Origin of the sequence: Streptomyces albiaxialis (assembly GCF_039530985.1) — a bacterium.
In the GTDB taxonomy this organism is placed as follows: Bacteria; Actinomycetota; Actinomycetes; order Streptomycetales; family Streptomycetaceae; genus Streptomyces; species Streptomyces albiaxialis.
The window spans coordinates 221347-236403 of record NZ_BAAAPE010000012.1; the positions used below are offsets into that span (position 1 = coordinate 221347).

The window sequence follows — 15057 nt, forward strand, 5'->3', positions numbered from 1 at the left end:
ACATGTGACGCTGGTTACCTCTCTGGTCACGCCAGCTCGGGAGGGTCTCGGTGGGTCACGCACAGCGAAGGCGCGTCGGTATCGCGCTGCTGACCTGTGCCGTCCTGGCGCTGCCGGGGCCACTCGCCCTCGCGCGCGCGGCGCCGGGCGAGCCCTCGGCACCGTCGGCGACCAGGGACCCGGCAGAGGGCACCGAGAGGATGGAGCCCAGCCGCTCAGGGGCCTCCGGGGCTTCCGGGGCCTCCGGGGCCTCCGGCAGGGCTTCGGGACAGCCCCGCACGGAATGGACGCCGTCCGCGCGCGGCGCCGAGCCGCCCGGACACGGCCGGCGGAGCGACGAGGCGCCCTACACGACGCCCAGGACCGAGCGCGAGGCCCCCGCGGGCGACCCCGGGAGAGCGGGCGAGGCGGGCGAGGCCGGACGGCTCGCGGGCAACCCCGCCGGGGTCGGACGGCGCCCCGGACGCACGCACCCCAGCACCGACCCGCACGGTCCGGCCGTACCGCCCGGAATGGACCCGCGTCCGACGGCCCCGGGCGAGGGCGACGGGGACGGAGACGGGGACACGCACGGCAACGGTGACGGGCACGGGGACGGAGACGGCGAACGCCCCTCCTCCCCCGGCCAGGGGCACCGGCCGGGGGACGGCGACGGGGACGGGCGCGGGGACGCGGGCGACGACGCCGACGGCCCCGGCCACCAGGGACGCGAGGGACGCGACGGGCCCGCCACGTCGCGCCCCTCGCACCGTCCGGACGGCGGACGGAAGGAACCGTCCGCACACGACGGACGGAAGGAACGGGACGGACGGCACCCGGGGAAGCCGCGCCGCGAGACCGGCGCCGCGGCGCCCCTCACCTCCGTCCCGCCCTCAGCGGGACGGCCCGCGCCCCGCTCCTCCGACCAGGCCATCGGCAAGCACAACCTGTACGAGCCCGACCTCCCCCTCCCCTCCCGGGAGGCCGGGGGCTTCCCCCGGCAGGGTGTGGCCTCCGAGCCCTCCGGTGAGGTCCTCCCCGTACTGCCCCTGGGCGCGGGAATGGCGCTGATCGGCCTGGGACTCGCCTTCCTGGCCCTCCGGTTGCGGCGCGGATGAACCGTACGGCCACCGTGCGGCCCGCGCGAGGGGTGGGCCAGCGTGCAGAATGGGGGTATGACACAGCCGAGCAACGAACAGTCGCAGGAGAGCCCCCAGGTCCTGGTCGTGGGCCCGGACGGAATGGCCCTGGGCAGTACCGCGGCCAAGGGCGGCGACGGTGACGGCGATGAGCAGGCTGAGGTCCCCGTGACGGAGATGGTCGAACAGCCCGCGAAGGTCATGCGGATCGGCAGCATGATCAAGCAACTTCTGGAGGAAGTGAAGGCGGCGCCGCTCGACGAGGCGAGCCGGCAGCGCCTCAAGGAGATCCACACCAGCTCCATCAAGGAGCTGGAGGACGGCCTCGCCCCCGAGCTGATCGAGGAGCTGGAGCGCCTCTCCCTGCCGTTCACCGAGGAGTCAGTCCCGACCGACGCGGAACTGCGCATCGCGCAGGCCCAGTTGGTGGGCTGGCTGGAGGGCCTCTTCCACGGCATCCAGACCGCGCTCTTCGCCCAGCAGATGGCCGCACGGGCGCAGTTGGAGCAGATGCGCAGGGCACTGCCGCCCGGCGCGCTCCCCGACGAAGCGGCGGGCCCGCACAGCGACGAGGCCCAGGCCCGGCAGGCCCGCACGGGCGGCCCGTACCTCTGATACGTCCTTACGCCGGAAAGTGCGCCCCTCTTTAAGAGGGGCGCACTTTCACTGTGTACGGGCGCCCGCCATCCAGTGGTAGAGCGCCATGGCCGCGCTGGTGGCGAGGTTGAAGCTGGAGACCTGGGGGCGCATAGGGAGGGCGACCAGACGGTCGGCCCGTTCACGCATCGCGTCCGTAAGGCCGTGCCGTTCAGAGCCGAAGGCGAGCATCGCGTCCGGCGGGAGCGTGAGGCCGCGCAGATCCTCGCCGTCCGGGTCGAACGCGTAGAGCGGCCCCTCCGGCAGCTCCGGGACCTCCCGGTGCGCGACGGCCGTCGCGAAGTGCAGCCCGGCGCTCGCACGGACACACGAGGGGTGCCAGGGATCGACGGTGCCGGTCGTGAGCACCCCGGCGGCGCCGCAGCCCGCCGCGAGGCGGACGACGGCGCCCACGTTGCCGAGGTTGCGGGGGTTGTCGAGCACGACGAGGGGCGCCTCGCGGTCCCGCAGCGCCCGCTCCGTACGGCCGGGCGCGGGCAGCGCGAGCGCGGCGACGCCCGTGGGGTGCGGGCGGGGGACGAGCGTGCCCAGCGTCCTGTCGGGCACTTCGCGCAGCAGCCCTTCGAGCGTGCCGGTCAGGTCGGGGGCCAGGTCGCGCGCGAGGGCGAGCGCGGCCTCCCGGTCGCGGGCGACGGCGACGGGGACACGGGCGCCGAAGCGCAGCGCGTGCTTCAGCGCGTGGAAGCCGTCCAGCAGCACGCCCTCACCGGCGTACGTCCGCCACTCCGCGATCTCCTCGTCCACCCCGCCAGCCTACGGTCACGGGCCGGGGGCACCGCTCAGCCGGTCGGCGGATCGGCGGGACTGGCGGCTCGGCCGCTCAGTGGCGGGCGGCCGGGACCGTGGAGGCGGCGCCCTCCGCGGGCTCGGGGGCCGGGGCGCCCTCGCCCGCGGCGCCCTCGGGCGCTCCCCGCCCGCCGGGGCGCCGGGGGACGGCCCCGCGGGCCACCGCTGCGGCCCTGCGCCCGGCCCACACCAGGAAGACCGTCGGCAGGAACACCGCGTCGGCGGCGATCATCGCCATCGAGAAGAACGGCAGGCCCAGGAGCACGGCGATGCTGAGATGCTCGATGATCATCAGGGCGAGCAGCACGTTCTTGGCCCGCCGGTTGAAGAGCGTGAAGGGGAAGGCGACCTGCACGAAGACCGTGCCGTAGGTGATCAGGAAGATCATGACGCCGCTGCCCGCGAGGACCTCGTTCAGCTCCGGCCAGGGGGCGAAGTAGTCCAGGTGCATCGGGTAGTAGACGGCGGTGCCGTCCTGCCAGCGGGAGCCCTGGATCTTGAACCATCCGGCCGTCGAGTAGATCAGGCAGACCTCGACCATGATGACCAGCAGGGCGCCGTTGTGCGCGAGGTTGGCGAACATGTCCAGGACGGTCCGCGTCTCGCGCAGCCCCCTCCCCGCGCCCTCGCCCGCCGCGGCGCGCTCCACGGCGCCCCACAGGCCGTAGGCGATCCACAGGCCCCAGAAGAACAGGCCCCAGCCCAGGCTGAACCCGGCCGTGAGCGTGCAGGTGGCCAGGGTGACGCCGAGGACGATCCACAGGACGGTCCCCGCCGTCGAGGACTTCCCCGGCGCCCGTGCGGCGCGGCGCGCGTCCAGGGACCACACCTGGCCGCACCGGGTGAGCACCAGGTAGAGCGCCATCAGATGGATGACGTTGTCGCCGCCGTCGCCCATGAACACGCTGCGGTTCTGGAGCGAGAGCACGCCCACCATGAACAGCACGGAGGCGGTCCGGGTGTGCCAGCCGAGCAGCAGCGCCAGGGACGAGGCGAGCGCCAGGAGATAGACGAACTGGAACCAGCCCTCGCCGTCCGACCACATCAGCACGGTGAACGCGTGATTGCTGTCGATCAGCCGGTCCGCCAGCCCCCAGCTCCAGGGCCCGTCGGGCCCGTACAGCTCGCTCCGGTGCGTCCATTCGCGCAGCAGGAAGAAGAGCCAGGTGGCGGAGAAGCCGATACGGACGATCGCCGTCTGGTACGGGCCGAGGGCGCGGGTGGTCACCTGGGTGAGGGCCCGCGAGAGGGTGCGCTCGCCCCGGACGCGCCAGGAGGCGAGGGCGCCGACGGCGGAGGGCGTCCCCGGATCGAGGCGGGGCCAGGGGCCGGGCTCGGGGCGCGGTCCGGACCCGGACCCGGACTCGGGGCGCGGTCCCGTCCCCGGGCCGGATTCCGGCTCGGGGCGTGGTTCGGGGCGGGGGGCCGTCTCGTGGTCCGTCACTTGCCGCCTCCCGGGAGGTCCGCGCTGGTGACCTGCCACCACGGCATCGTGCGGTAGGTGGTCTTGGTGTTGATGCGTTCCTCGCTCCAGGAGGGGGCCTTGACGGGGGTGGTCGCCGAGCGGACCTGGATGCGCTCGACGCTGCCGCCGTTCAGCTCGGGCCCGAAGCGGTTCATCACGATCCGCTTGAGGTACCGCTCGGACAGGTCCCCGCGCATGCCGATCGGACTGCCCTTGCTGTCGTGGTAGTTGAGGAAGAACTCCCAGCCGCGCCGCAGCTCGTTCTGCTGGGTGTGGCTCGGGGCGGGGTTGCCGCGGATGGCCCGGCCGTCCATCGCCGTGAGGTTGACCCAGCCGGTGGTCTCGGTGCCGCCGTCCTTGGCGACCTTCGCGCGGGCGTGGACGGCGATGTTCTGCTGGAGGGGGTTGGGGGCGAAGAGCTTCCAGTTCCGCTCGAACTCCGGGAGCACGTACGCGTCGAGGGTCTCCGCGTGGCGTTTGCTGACCGTGTTGGACGGGGCGGTCTGCAAGAAGACCATCGCCAGGTGGACCGCGACCGCGACCGTGACGACGGCCACGGCTATCGCCACGACGATCCGGGCGGGCAGGGAGAGCCCGGCGATACCGCCGGTGCCGCCGCTGCCCGCCGGTCCGGGCTCCTGGTGCGCTGCTGGCTCCATGCCCTCCCGCTCCCCACCGTTTCCATGGTCATTCCATGGTCATGACTACACCGGTCCGTCTCAGAGACTCTCAGAGGGTACTGGGGGTCCCGGGACGAGGCCCCGGGAGTGCGGAGCATTCGGCCTTGACATGCCGCGCGGGCACGGCCCACCATTGAACCGAACGATCGGTCGGTCGGCTGGCGTGGGAGCAGGGGGCTCGGATGACATCGGCGACATCGGCGACATCACAGGTCACGTCCGCTGAGGGCGCGCGGGAGCGGGCGCGGGAGGACTCCGAGGCCGCGTTCAGCGCCGCCTTCGAGGCCGCCGTGGCCGCGGACGAGCGCATCGAGCCGCGGGACTGGATGCCGGACGCCTATCGCTCCTCGCTCGTGCGCCAGATCGCCCAGCACGCGCACTCGGAGATCATCGGCATGCAGCCGGAGGCGAACTGGATCACGCGCGCCCCCTCCCTGCGCCGCAAGGCCATCCTGATGGCCAAGGTCCAGGACGAGGCCGGTCACGGACTGTATCTGTACGGGGCGGCGGAGACCCTGGGCACCGGCCGCGACGAGTTGCTCGACAAGCTCCACTCCGGCCGCCAGAAATACAGCTCGATCTTCAACTACCCCACGCTGACCTGGGCCGACGTCGGCGCCATCGGCTGGCTCGTGGACGGCGCCGCGATCACCAACCAGGTCCCGCTCTGCCGCTGTTCCTACGGGCCGTACGCACGCGCGATGGTCCGCATCTGCAAGGAGGAGTCCTTCCACCAGCGGCAGGGGTACGAGCTGCTGCTCGTCCTCAGCCGCGGCACCGAGGCCCAGCACGCCATGGCACAGGACGCGGTCGACCGCTGGTGGTGGCCGTCGCTGATGATGTTCGGCCCGCCCGACGACGAGTCGGCGCACAGCGCCCAGTCGATGGCCTGGAAGATCAAGCGGCACTCCAACGACGAGCTGCGGCAGCGCTTCGTCGACATCTGCGTCCCCCAGGCCGAGGCCCTCGGCCTCACCCTCCCCGACCCGGACCTGCGATGGAACGAGGACAGGGGGCATTACGACTTCGGGGAGATCGACTGGTCCGAGTTCCGCGCGGTCCTGAAGGGCAACGGGCCGTGCAACGAGCAGCGGATCACCCAGCGCCGCCGCGCCCACGAGGAGGGCGCCTGGGTCCGCGAGGCCGCCGCGGCGTACGCGGCCAAGCACCAGCACGCCCCCCGTTCCGACAGGAAGGAAGCGGTCACGTCATGAGCGCCGCCGACTGGCCCCTCTGGGAGGTCTTCGTCCGCAGCAGGCGTGGCCTCTCCCACACCCACGCCGGAAGCCTGCACGCGCCGGACGCGCAGATGGCCCTGCGCAATGCCAGGGATCTCTACACCCGCCGTTCCGAGGGCGTCTCCCTCTGGGTCGTCCCCTCCAGCGCGATCACGGCCTCGTCGCCGGACGAGAAGGACCCCTTCTTCGAGCCCGCCGCCGACAAGGCGTACCGACACCCGACGTTCTACGAGGTGCCGGAGGGGGTGCGGAACCTGTGACGACGGCTCCCCCCGCGCTCGCCACCCTCCCCCTCGCCGACGACGCGCTGGTCCTCTCCCACCGCCTGGGGGAGTGGGCCGGGCACGCGCCGGTCCTGGAGGAGGAGGTCGCCCTCGCCAATATCGCCCTGGACCTGCTCGGCCAGGCCAGGTCGCTCTACGCGGACCTGCGCGACGAGATGGGCACCGAGGACGAGATCGCCTATCTGCGGGAGGAACGGGCGTTCCGCAACTGCCAGTTGACCGAGCAGCCCAACGGCGACTTCGCGCACACGATCATCCGCCAGCTCTTCTTCTCCAGCTACCAGGAGCCGCTCTTCGCCCGGCTCGCCCCGCGCCTGCCGCTCGCCGAGAAGGCCGTGCGCGAGACGGCGTACCACCGCGATCACGCCGAGCAGTGGACGCTCCGCCTGGGCGACGGCACCGAGGAGAGCCACGCCCGCGCCCAGCGCGCCGTCGACGCGCTGTGGCGGTTCACCGGCGAGCTGTTCGAGCCCCTGGAGGGCCTGGACGTCGACTGGCAGGCGCTGGAGGGGGAGTGGGCCTCGGGCATCACCGAGGTGTTCGGCCGCGCGGGGCTCGCCCTGCCCGAGTCGCCCCGCACCGGGGCGTGGACGGCGGGGGCGGGCCGCCAGGGCCTGCACACCGAGCCGTTCGGGCGGATGCTCGCCGAGATGCAGCATCTGCACCGCAGCCACCCGGGGGCCACATGGTGACGGCACAGGACGCCCACCCCACGGACACGGGCACGTCTCGGAGTACGGGCACGGCCCCGCCCTCAGGCACCGGTACGGGCACGGGCACGCCCCCGGGCGAGACATCGGCCCCGGGCGAGGCAGCGGGCGCGGATCTCGCCGTGCTGGCCGAGCTGGCGGGCTCCGTTCCCGACCCCGAGCTGCCCATGGTCAGCCTCGCCGAGCTGGGCGTGGTGCGCCGGGTCACCGAGCCGGAGCCCGGCCATGTCGAGGTCGAGCTGACGCCGACGTACACGGGATGTCCCGCGATCGAGAGCATGGCCGCGGATATCGAGGCAGCCCTGCGCGAGCGCGGCGGCGCCCGCGAGGTCACGGTGCGCACGGTGCTCACCCCGCCCTGGTCGACGGACGACATCACCGAGTCCGGCCGCCGCAAGCTCGCCGAGCACGGCATAGCCCCGCCCCGCACGACGCGCGGCCCCGCGGGCACCGGCGCCGACACCGGCGTCGGCACCGGCCCCGTGCCGGTCGCCCTCGGCGCCACCCGGCACCGGGCCCCGGAGCCCGCCGAGGCCGTGCGCTGCCCGCACTGCGGCTCGGCGGACACCACGCTGCTCAGCCGCTTCTCGTCCACGGCCTGCAAGGCGCTGCGCCGCTGCGAGTTCTGCCGTGAGCCGTTCGACCACTTCAAGGAGCTGTGAGGCATGGGCATGTTCCACCCGCTGCGCGTCACAGCGGTCGAGCGGCTGACGGACGACTCGGCGGCCGTCACCCTCGCCGTCCCCCCGGGCCTCCGCGCCGACTACCGGTACGCACCGGGGCAGCACATAGCCCTGCGCCGGTTCAGCGAGGGCGGCACGGAGATCCGCCGCACGTACTCGCTGTGCGACCCGGCCACGCCCGAGCCCGCCACGCTCCGCGTGGGGATACGCCAGGTGGAGGGCGGCGAGTTCTCGACGTACGCGCTCAAGGAGCTGGTGCCGGGGGACGAGGTAGAGGTGCTGCCGCCCACCGGCCGGTTCATCCTGGAGCCCCGTGCCGGGCACTTCGCGGCGGTCGTCGGCGGCAGCGGCATCACGCCCGTGCTCTCCATCGCCTCGACGCTGCTCGCGCGGGAGCCCGAGGCCCGCTTCTGCCTGATACGCAGCGACCGTTCGTCGGCCTCGACGATGTTCCTGGAGGAGGTCGCCGACCTCAAGGACCGCTATCCGGACCGGTTCCAGCTCGTCACCGTGCTCTCCCGCGAGGACCAGCAGACGGGCCTGCCCTCCGGCCGGCTCGACGCCGAGCGGCTCACGGCGCTGCTGCCCGCGCTGCTCGCCGAGCGCGGCGTCGAGGGCGTGGACGGCTGGTATCTGTGCGGGCCGCTGGGCCTGGTCGAGGGCGCCTCGCGGGCGCTGCGCGGCCTGGGCGTGCCCCGCGCCCGCATCCACCAGGAGATCTTCCACGCGGACGAGGCCCCGGCCCCGCCGCCCTCCGCCGCGCACACGCCGACGTCCGCGACGGTGAAGGCCACCCTGGAGGGCCGCAGCGGCTCCTGGCCGGTGGACGACGGCGAGTCCGTGCTGGAGACGGTGCTGCGCAACCGCGCGGACGCGCCGTACGCGTGCAAGGGCGGCGTCTGCGGCACCTGCCGCGTCCGCCTGCTGGGCGGCGAGGTTCACATGGACCGTAACTACGCACTGGAGCCGGAGGAGTTGGACGCCGGGTATGTGCTGGCGTGCCAGTCCCATCCCCTGACGCCCGTGGTCGAGGTCGACTTCGACGCGTAGCCCGCCGCCCGACGCCCAGCCGTCAGCGAGGGCAGCGAGGGCAGCGTAGGCGTCGACAGCTCAGTCAGTGCCTTCTGTAGTTCTCCGGACCGCACGAGCGCGAGGCTCGGGTCGTCGCGGCATATATGTACGGGTAGAGCCAGTTCTCCGCGCAGAGGTCGGTGCGCAGAGTGCGCACGGCGATGACGTAGCGCCCGGAGGCGCGCAGGTGAGCGCGTTCGAAAAAGCCGTCGTCGTAGTCACCGCGAAGAGGGCTGCCGTCGTGGTGGGACTGGCCGGACCACAACGTCAGCTTCTTCTCCCACGCGCCGCCCTGGAGGAGGAAGTTGTAGACCATGGAGGCCATCGCACTGTCCGGCATGGGGACAACGGTGACGGAGACCAGGACGGGTGGGTTCGGGCTGCCCTGCTCCAGGTATGTCCCGGCCATCACCTGCGAGCAGCCGCAGGAGGTGAGTACGGAGGCCAGGTTCCTGGGCCCGGCCTCCTCGGCCGGCCGAGGGCCTGCCGCCACCCGCGCGTACTCCCCGTCGAGATCGTTGACGAACCTCTCGGGCAGCAGGGCGTCCACGGTGAACGGGATCGGATCGGTCGCCCTGCTGTTCCATGACGCCTGATCGATTCTTCCGTCTGTTCTGGTGGTGATCGTGTCGTGAACGAGTCCGAGTATCCAGTCGACTTCGGCGCGCTGGGCCCGCACGAGGTCCCTGACCTGCGGGGGCCAAGGCCGCGTGGACGTGGCGACTTGGCCGATGAGGTCTCGCAGTTCGCTCAGGTTCGGCCGCTTGGCCGGGTCCTTGACCAGGCATGCTTCGGCGACCGCGCGTATCCGGCAGGGGAGCGCTGACAGGTCGGGCTCGGAGTTCAGGACGTTGTGGAGCACCTGCTGCAGCGACGTTCCAGCGAACGGGCTGGCGCCGGTACAAGCCATGACCAGCACGGAACCGAGCGAGAAGACGTCGCTCGCCGGCGTGATCGTGTTCCCGTCGGCCTGTTCGGGAGACATGTAGGGCGGCGAGCCGACCACCCATCCGGTCCGTGTCAGCCTGGTGCTGCCCGGGGCGTCGTCGGTGGCCAGCGCGATTCCGAAATCGACCACCCGGACGCCCTCGTCATCGACCGGCACGCCGCCGGTGAGGAGAATGTTGTCCGGCTTGAGGTCCCGGTGCACCAGGCCCGCACGATGGATCTCGTCGAGGGCGGCGGTCAGGCCGGCGGCCAGCCGCAGAGCGGCCCCCTCCGGAAGCGCCCCGGCAGCGACGGTGTCAGCGGCGGGGCCGTCGGCACCACCGGCGCCACCGGCCACACCACCGTCGACCACCTGCTGCAACGACGGGCCGGAGACAAAGGCCGAGGCCAACCAGGGGGTGGGCGCGTCGAGGTCCGCGTCGAGCACGGGGGCGGTGTGGGCACCGCGCACTCTGCGTGCCGCGGCTACCTCCCGCCTGAACCGCCCTTGGTGGAGCGCGTCGTCGGCGAGAGCGGCGCGGATGAGTTTGACGGCCACCAGTCGGCCGTCCGACGCGGTCCCCAGAAAGACCCGGCCCATCCCGCCATGGCCCAGTACGGCCAGTAATCGGTAGGGCCCGATCTCCCGTGGGTCGGTCTCCGCCAGTGGCTCCATGGTCACCACCTTCCAGCACCGATCATGCCGCCCGGCAGCGGACAGGCTCAACTCGCCGGCTGAAGCGCCCAGTCACCCGTCCCCCTCCGCCCCCACTCTCCGCCGCTCTCCCGCGGGGCCAGGACCGCGGCCGCCACGTGGTCGCGGAACCAGCGGTGGCCGGGGTCGGACGCGTTGCGGGGGTGCCAGGCCATGCCCAGCTCCAGCGGTCCCAGGTCGAGCGGGATCGGGAACGTGCGCAGGCCCAGCGCCGTGAGGAACGTGCGCAGGCCCAGCGCCGTGAGCGTCCCGGGGAGCCAGTCGGCGAGGGTGATCGCGACGAGGTCGCTGTCCCGGGCCAGCAGCATCGCGCTCGTATGGCTGGGGACGACGACCGCGACGCGGCGCCGCAGCCCGTGCGCGGCGAGCGCGTCGTCGAGGGGGCCGTGGCGCTTGCCGTGGCGGGAGATGCCGATGTGATCGGCCTCGGCGAAGCGCCGGGCGTCGATCCGTCCCGCGTCGCCTCGTCCACCGTCCACGTCGTCGACCTCGCCGACCCCGCGTCGCCGCGCGACCTGGCCCGCCTGGACATCCCCCGGCGCGGCGAGCCCGGCGCCCACGGCCTGGCATACGTCCCGCGCGCAACCTGACCTGCCGCACGCCTCCCGGACCGCACGCCTCCCGGACCGCACGCCTCCCGGACCACGCGTCCCCGGGAACGGGCTGTCACCCCTCCGGGAACCGTCCGCCCGTGGCCCCGCCTCGGCCGTTCCGGGCGAACTCCTGCTGCACGTACAGCAGCGTGCCGTCCTCGCCCCCGTAGAAGACGAACAGCCGCCCGTCGCGGCCGAGCGCCGGTACGGGGTCGCCGTGCGCGCCGGAGGCCAGCTCGGTGAACTCGCCGTACTCCAGCGAGCCCGGCCGCTGCTGCGCCGCCGTCAGCAGCAGGCCGCCGGGGCCCCGCGCGAAGACGTGCTGGCGCCCGTCGCAGGCGAGCGCGGAACGCGGGCTCCCGGCGAGGTGCGTGTTGAGCCCGTAGGTGGTGGTGGAGAAGCCACCGTAGCCGGTGACCTGGCCGAACCAGCGGGACTCCCCGCCCTCGGCCCGGTAGTGCACGTCCAGGTGGCCGTTGCAGTCCGGGAGCACGTGCAGCCCGTCCCGTACGCCGCCCGTGACGCGCGAGAAGCCCTCCCACTCGGCGGCGTCGGGCCCCTTCTGGGTGTTGGTCCACGCCTCGTCGTCGCGGCCGATGTGGACGACCGAGACCCGGCCGTCGCCCGCGCGCGCCGCGGCCGGGCGGCCCCGGGCCCAGCCGCCGAGGCTGACGGGCGTGTTCCAGTCGTAGGAGTCCAGGCCGGACTGGCGAGCTTCCCACAGCGAGCCCTCGATGCCGGCGTAGAAGACCGAGACGCGGCCGTTGGCGTTCAGGGCCAGCACCGGGTCGCCGCTGAGGCCCGTGGTGAGGGGGGCGGGCGGGCCGAACGCGCCGTTGACCTCGTGCTGCCGTACGCGCATCAGCCGGCTCTCGTCGTCGCGCCAGCACACATGGATCCGGCCGTCCCTGCCCCTGACGGCCGCGGGCGAGCCGACGACGCGCGCGTCGGGCACCAGTTCGCGGTCGCGGGTCCAGCTCAGGTCCCTGTTCTGCCAACTGCCGCGGAGCGTGTCCCCCTCTCCCCGGTGGAAGACGTACAGGCGGCCGTCGGCGTTCGCCGCGACCCCCGCCTCCCCCGTGAAGCGTCCCCCCAGGCTCCGCGGTCCCGCCCACCGCATGCCCGCCGTCGTGGCACCCGCCATGCGCTGCGTCCCCCCTCAGTCCGTACGTCCGTGCCCCCCGCACGGTCCGGCTCCGCCCCGGATGCGTGCCCGACGTGCCCGATGTGCCCGGCGGGCCCGGCGTGCCCGCCGGGCCTCCTCGTACCGGAGAGCTCTCCGCAGCGGTGGGATGACACCCTGCGTGAGGGATCACGCACTGACAACCGGGTGGCCACGCGGCCCCGTTGGCAACGCCTGCCCCCAGGGCATATGCCGCCCGTTCCCGCGCAGGTGGCGGCGCGCGTCTGCACCGCACCCACCCGCACCGCGCGTACGGGAATGCCCGCAAACACCGGAGCACCGCCCGCCACCAGACGGCGGATCCCCTACGCCCTCCTGCCGCGCCGTCGGGAGGAGGCGCCCGTACAGCGACCGACCGGCGTCCGGCCATCGCGCGTCCGGCCGCACGCGCGTACGCCGCGCTCTGGCGATGTCGGCTCCCCGACAGTAACCTGACGACCCATCAGAACCGGCGGGACGAGGAGGAGCGAGCAGTGGACTTCACCTTCACCGAGGAGCAGGAGGCCGCCCGCGAGGCGGCCCGGGGAGTCTTCTCCGGCGTCTCCCCCGACGACGTGCCGAGCCCCCAGCACACGCCCGCCGGACGTCCGGTGTCCGACGACTTCGACCGCGAGCTGTGGTCCCGGCTCGCCGCCGCCGGAGTCCTCGGCCTCACCGTCCCCGAGGAGCACGGCGGCGCGGGCCTCGACGCGCTCGCGCTCTGCCTGGCGCTGCGCGAGTCGGCGAAGGTCCTCGCGCGCGTCCCGCTGCTGGAGACCGGCGCCGCCGCGCTCACCCTCGCCGCGTACGCCGACGAGCCGCTGCGCGCCGCGCTCCTGCCCCGCGTCGCCCGCGGCGAACTGGTCCTGACCGCCGCCGCGCACGGCCGTACGGGCCACGAGCCGCCCGGACACGCGGTGGAGGCCCGGCCGTCGCCGGAGGACGACAGTGCCGTGCTGCTCGACGGCGTCCAGACCGCCGTCCCCTGGGCGCCCACCTGCGACCTGGCCGTCGTCCCGGCCCACACGCCCGACGGCCGCGCGGTGCTCGCGCTCGTCCCGCCCTCGGACCCCGGCGTCACCCTCGCCGAACAGACGTCCACGAACGGGGAGCGGTACGCCGAACTCCGCCTGGACTCCGTACGCGTGGCCGGCTCCCGCCTCGTCACGCACCCGGAGGCCGCGGACCGCCTCGCCCGCCTGCTGGCGACCGGCACCTGCGCGCAGGCGGCCGGACTGGCCACGCGCGTACTGGAATTGACGAGCGCCTACGTGGGGGAGCGCGAACAGTTCGGGCATCCGCTCGCCACGTTCCAGGCCGTGGCCGTCCAGACCGCCGACCGCTACATCGACGTGCGGGCCATGGAGGCCACCCTCTGGCAGGCGGCGTGGCGGCTGTCGCCGGTGGACGTGGCGGTCGCCAAGATCTGGGCGTCGGAGGGGGTGCGCAGGATGGCGCAGACCGCCCAGCACCTCCACGGCGGCGCGGGCGCCGACACGGACAACTCCCTGCACCGGTACCACGCCTGGGCCAAGCAACTCGAACTCACGGCGGGCCCGGCGGCCCAGCACGAGGAAACCCTGGGCGCCCTGCTCGCGACGGAAGCGCCGGGCTGACCACGCCCCGAACAGGAGCGCCCCGAAGGGGCGCGGGGAACTGCGCGCGCAACCACCGTGAAGCCGCACCCGGCAAGGCACGGCAAGGGGCAGGACGGGGCCTAGACGACGGAGGGCGAATCCGTGTCACCGACCAGCGGACGCCCCGCCCGCTCCCAGGCGATCATGCCGCCGTCCACGTTCACCGCGTCCACGCCCTGCTGGAGCAGATACGCGGCGACCTGGGCCGACCGTCCGCCGACCCGGCAGACGACGTAGACACGGTCGCCGTTCTCCGCGCGCTCCATCAGCTCGCCCATGCGCGCGACGAAGTCGCTCATGGGGATGTGCAGCGCGCCCTCGGCGCGCCCCGCCGCCCACTCGTCGTCCTCCCGGACGTCCAGCAGCAGCCCGTCCGCGGGGACCGAGGCAGCGTCGACCACGGGTACCTGAAGGGAATTCAAGAGTCCAGCCTCACTTCGCCTCTGCTCACTTCGCCTCTGTCAGCCGCGCGAGCTCCCGCTCGCGTTCGGCCACCTTGCCGAGCAGTTCCTCGGCGATCTCGTCCAGCAGCTTGTCCGGGTCGTCGGGCGCCATGCGCAGCATGGCGCCTATGGCGCTCTCCTCCAGCTCGGCGGCGCGCGCGGCGAGCATCTCCTTGCGGCGCGCGAGCCACTCCAGGCGCGCGTACAGCTCCTCGCTGCGCAGGAGTTCGGCGACCGGCTCCGGCAGCGGCCCGGCCTCCCACTCCTCGGCGAGGGCGGTGAGCGTCTCCAGCTCGCCGTCGGCGTACGCCTTGTTGACGCGGGCCATGAAGGACTCGCGGCGCTCGCGCTCGGCGTCGTCCTGCGCCAGGTCGGGGTGGGCCTTGCGGACCAGCTCGCGGTAGGCCTTGCGGGCCTCCTCGCTCGGGCGCACGCGGGCGGGAGGGCTCACCGGCTGCTCGTTCAGCATCGCCTGCGCCTCGGGCGGCATGCCGGCGGAGTCGATCCAGCCGCCGAACAACTCCTCGACCTGCGGCATCGGCAGCACCAGGCCGCGGGCCTCCTGGGCCCGGCGGATGTCCTCGGGGTCGCCCGTACGGGCGGCGACGGCCTCGGCGATCTGCGCGTCGAGTTCGTCGAGCCGCGTGTACATGGGGCCGAGGCGCTGGTGGTGGAGGCGGGAGAAGTTCTCGACCTCGATGCGGAACGTCTCGACCGCGATCTCGTACTCGATCAGCGCGGCCTCGGCGGCCCGCACCGCCTTCTCCAGCCGCTCGCTCCCGGAAGCCTCGCTCCCGGAGGCCCCGCTGCCGGAAGCCGCGCTGCCGGGGGTCTCGTTACCGGGGGCCGCGTCAGAGGTGGCGTTCATCGCATCCACCCTACGGCCTG

General features: G+C 73.5%; 16 protein-coding genes. 8 read left to right on the top strand and 8 right to left on the bottom strand.

Annotation, left to right across the window (positions count from 1 at the left end; translation table 11 throughout):
- Positions 1–50 precede the first annotated feature (50 nt).
- Complete coding sequence (locus ABD343_RS23290; protein ID WP_344531241.1) at positions 51–1097, top strand: hypothetical protein; 1047 nt, start codon at positions 51–53, stop codon at positions 1095–1097.
- Between the two features lie 57 nt (positions 1098–1154).
- Positions 1155–1733, top strand: a complete 579-nt coding sequence (locus tag ABD343_RS23295) for a bacterial proteasome activator family protein (RefSeq protein WP_344531242.1) — start codon at positions 1155–1157, stop codon at positions 1731–1733.
- Positions 1734–1781: 48 nt separating this feature from the next.
- Here ABD343_RS23295 and ABD343_RS23300 read toward each other — a convergent pair whose 3' ends face one another.
- The 3 genes from ABD343_RS23300 to ABD343_RS23310 form a co-directional block, all read right to left on the bottom strand.
- Entirely contained in the window at positions 1782–2519 is a 738-nt protein-coding gene (locus ABD343_RS23300; protein WP_344531243.1) for a TrmH family RNA methyltransferase, read from the bottom strand.
- A gap of 76 nt (positions 2520–2595) precedes the next feature.
- A complete protein-coding gene (locus ABD343_RS23305) occupies positions 2596–4005 on the bottom strand; it encodes an HTTM domain-containing protein (protein ID WP_425578247.1) in 1410 nt (469 codons plus the stop codon).
- On the bottom strand, positions 4002–4685 hold the full coding sequence (locus tag ABD343_RS23310; RefSeq protein WP_344531244.1) for a DUF5819 family protein: 684 nt from the start codon (positions 4683–4685) through the stop codon (positions 4002–4004). Before ABD343_RS23310 ends, ABD343_RS23305 begins: the two co-directional genes overlap by 4 nt.
- Before the next feature lie 203 nt (positions 4686–4888).
- On the opposite strand from ABD343_RS23310, the gene paaA reads away from it, so the two are divergent.
- From paaA to ABD343_RS23335, 5 genes are read left to right on the top strand one after another with little or no spacing between them, the layout of a single operon-like run.
- Entirely contained in the window at positions 4889–5920 is a 1032-nt protein-coding gene (gene paaA, locus ABD343_RS23315) for a 1,2-phenylacetyl-CoA epoxidase subunit PaaA (protein ID WP_344531245.1), read from the top strand.
- Positions 5917–6204 (top strand): 1,2-phenylacetyl-CoA epoxidase subunit PaaB, encoded by a 288-nt coding sequence (paaB, locus tag ABD343_RS23320; protein ID WP_344531246.1) that lies wholly within the window; start codon positions 5917–5919, stop codon positions 6202–6204. The genes paaA and paaB overlap by 4 nt, the downstream gene beginning before the upstream one ends.
- Entirely contained in the window at positions 6201–6920 is a 720-nt protein-coding gene (gene paaC / locus ABD343_RS23325; RefSeq protein WP_344531247.1) for a 1,2-phenylacetyl-CoA epoxidase subunit PaaC, read from the top strand. Before paaB ends, paaC begins: the two co-directional genes overlap by 4 nt.
- On the top strand, positions 6914–7600 hold the full coding sequence (paaD, locus tag ABD343_RS23330; protein ID WP_344531248.1) for a 1,2-phenylacetyl-CoA epoxidase subunit PaaD: 687 nt from the start codon (positions 6914–6916) through the stop codon (positions 7598–7600). Before paaC ends, paaD begins: the two co-directional genes overlap by 7 nt.
- A 9-nt stretch (positions 7601–7609) precedes the next feature.
- Positions 7610–8671, top strand: a complete 1062-nt coding sequence (locus ABD343_RS23335; protein WP_344531323.1) for a 2Fe-2S iron-sulfur cluster-binding protein — start codon at positions 7610–7612, stop codon at positions 8669–8671.
- 64 nt (positions 8672–8735) lie between these two features.
- Here the strand turns inward: ABD343_RS23335 and ABD343_RS23340 are convergent, their stop codons facing one another.
- The 3 genes from ABD343_RS23340 to ABD343_RS23350 form a co-directional block, all read right to left on the bottom strand.
- Positions 8736–10295: a serine/threonine-protein kinase gene (locus tag ABD343_RS23340; protein ID WP_344531249.1), complete on the bottom strand. Its 1560-nt coding sequence runs from the start codon at positions 10293–10295 to the stop codon at positions 8736–8738.
- 47 nt (positions 10296–10342) lie between these two features.
- Positions 10343–10894: a LysR substrate-binding domain-containing protein gene (locus ABD343_RS23345; protein WP_344531250.1), complete on the bottom strand. Its 552-nt coding sequence runs from the start codon at positions 10892–10894 to the stop codon at positions 10343–10345.
- 106 nt (positions 10895–11000) lie between these two features.
- Positions 11001–12071 carry a DUF8189 domain-containing protein gene (locus tag ABD343_RS23350; protein WP_344531251.1) on the bottom strand — a complete coding sequence of 357 codons (1071 nt, stop codon included), beginning with the start codon at positions 12069–12071 and terminating at the stop codon, positions 11001–11003.
- Between the two features lie 512 nt (positions 12072–12583).
- On the opposite strand from ABD343_RS23350, the gene ABD343_RS23355 reads away from it, so the two are divergent.
- Entirely contained in the window at positions 12584–13705 is a 1122-nt protein-coding gene (locus ABD343_RS23355) for an acyl-CoA dehydrogenase family protein (RefSeq protein WP_344531252.1), read from the top strand.
- 101 nt (positions 13706–13806) lie between these two features.
- On the opposite strand, the gene ABD343_RS23360 is transcribed toward ABD343_RS23355, so the two are convergent.
- On the bottom strand, positions 13807–14148 hold the full coding sequence (locus ABD343_RS23360) for a rhodanese-like domain-containing protein (protein WP_344531253.1): 342 nt from the start codon (positions 14146–14148) through the stop codon (positions 13807–13809).
- Positions 14149–14173: 25 nt separating this feature from the next.
- The gene (locus ABD343_RS23365) at positions 14174–15037 is read right to left on the bottom strand and encodes a J domain-containing protein (RefSeq protein ID WP_344531254.1); all 864 of its coding nucleotides are present in this window, start codon (positions 15035–15037) and stop codon (positions 14174–14176) included.
- Positions 15038–15057: the final 20 nt, after the last annotated feature.

Coding starts and splice junctions, on each gene's coding strand:
- ABD343_RS23295 (WP_344531242.1), top strand. CDS start 1,155: ATGACACAGCCGAGCAACGAACAGTCGCAGGAGAGCCCCCAGGTCCTG.
- ABD343_RS23310 (WP_344531244.1), bottom strand. CDS start 4,685: ATGGAGCCAGCAGCGCACCAGGAGCCCGGACCGGCGGGCAGCGGCGGC.
- paaA (WP_344531245.1), top strand. CDS start 4,889: ATGACATCGGCGACATCGGCGACATCACAGGTCACGTCCGCTGAGGGC.
- paaB (WP_344531246.1), top strand. CDS start 5,917: ATGAGCGCCGCCGACTGGCCCCTCTGGGAGGTCTTCGTCCGCAGCAGG.
- paaD (WP_344531248.1), top strand. CDS start 6,914: ATGGTGACGGCACAGGACGCCCACCCCACGGACACGGGCACGTCTCGG.
- ABD343_RS23335 (WP_344531323.1), top strand. CDS start 7,610: ATGTTCCACCCGCTGCGCGTCACAGCGGTCGAGCGGCTGACGGACGAC.
- ABD343_RS23340 (WP_344531249.1), bottom strand. CDS start 10,295: ATGGAGCCACTGGCGGAGACCGACCCACGGGAGATCGGGCCCTACCGA.
- ABD343_RS23350 (WP_344531251.1), bottom strand. CDS start 12,071: ATGGCGGGTGCCACGACGGCGGGCATGCGGTGGGCGGGACCGCGGAGC.
- ABD343_RS23365 (WP_344531254.1), bottom strand. CDS start 15,037: ATGAACGCCACCTCTGACGCGGCCCCCGGTAACGAGACCCCCGGCAGC.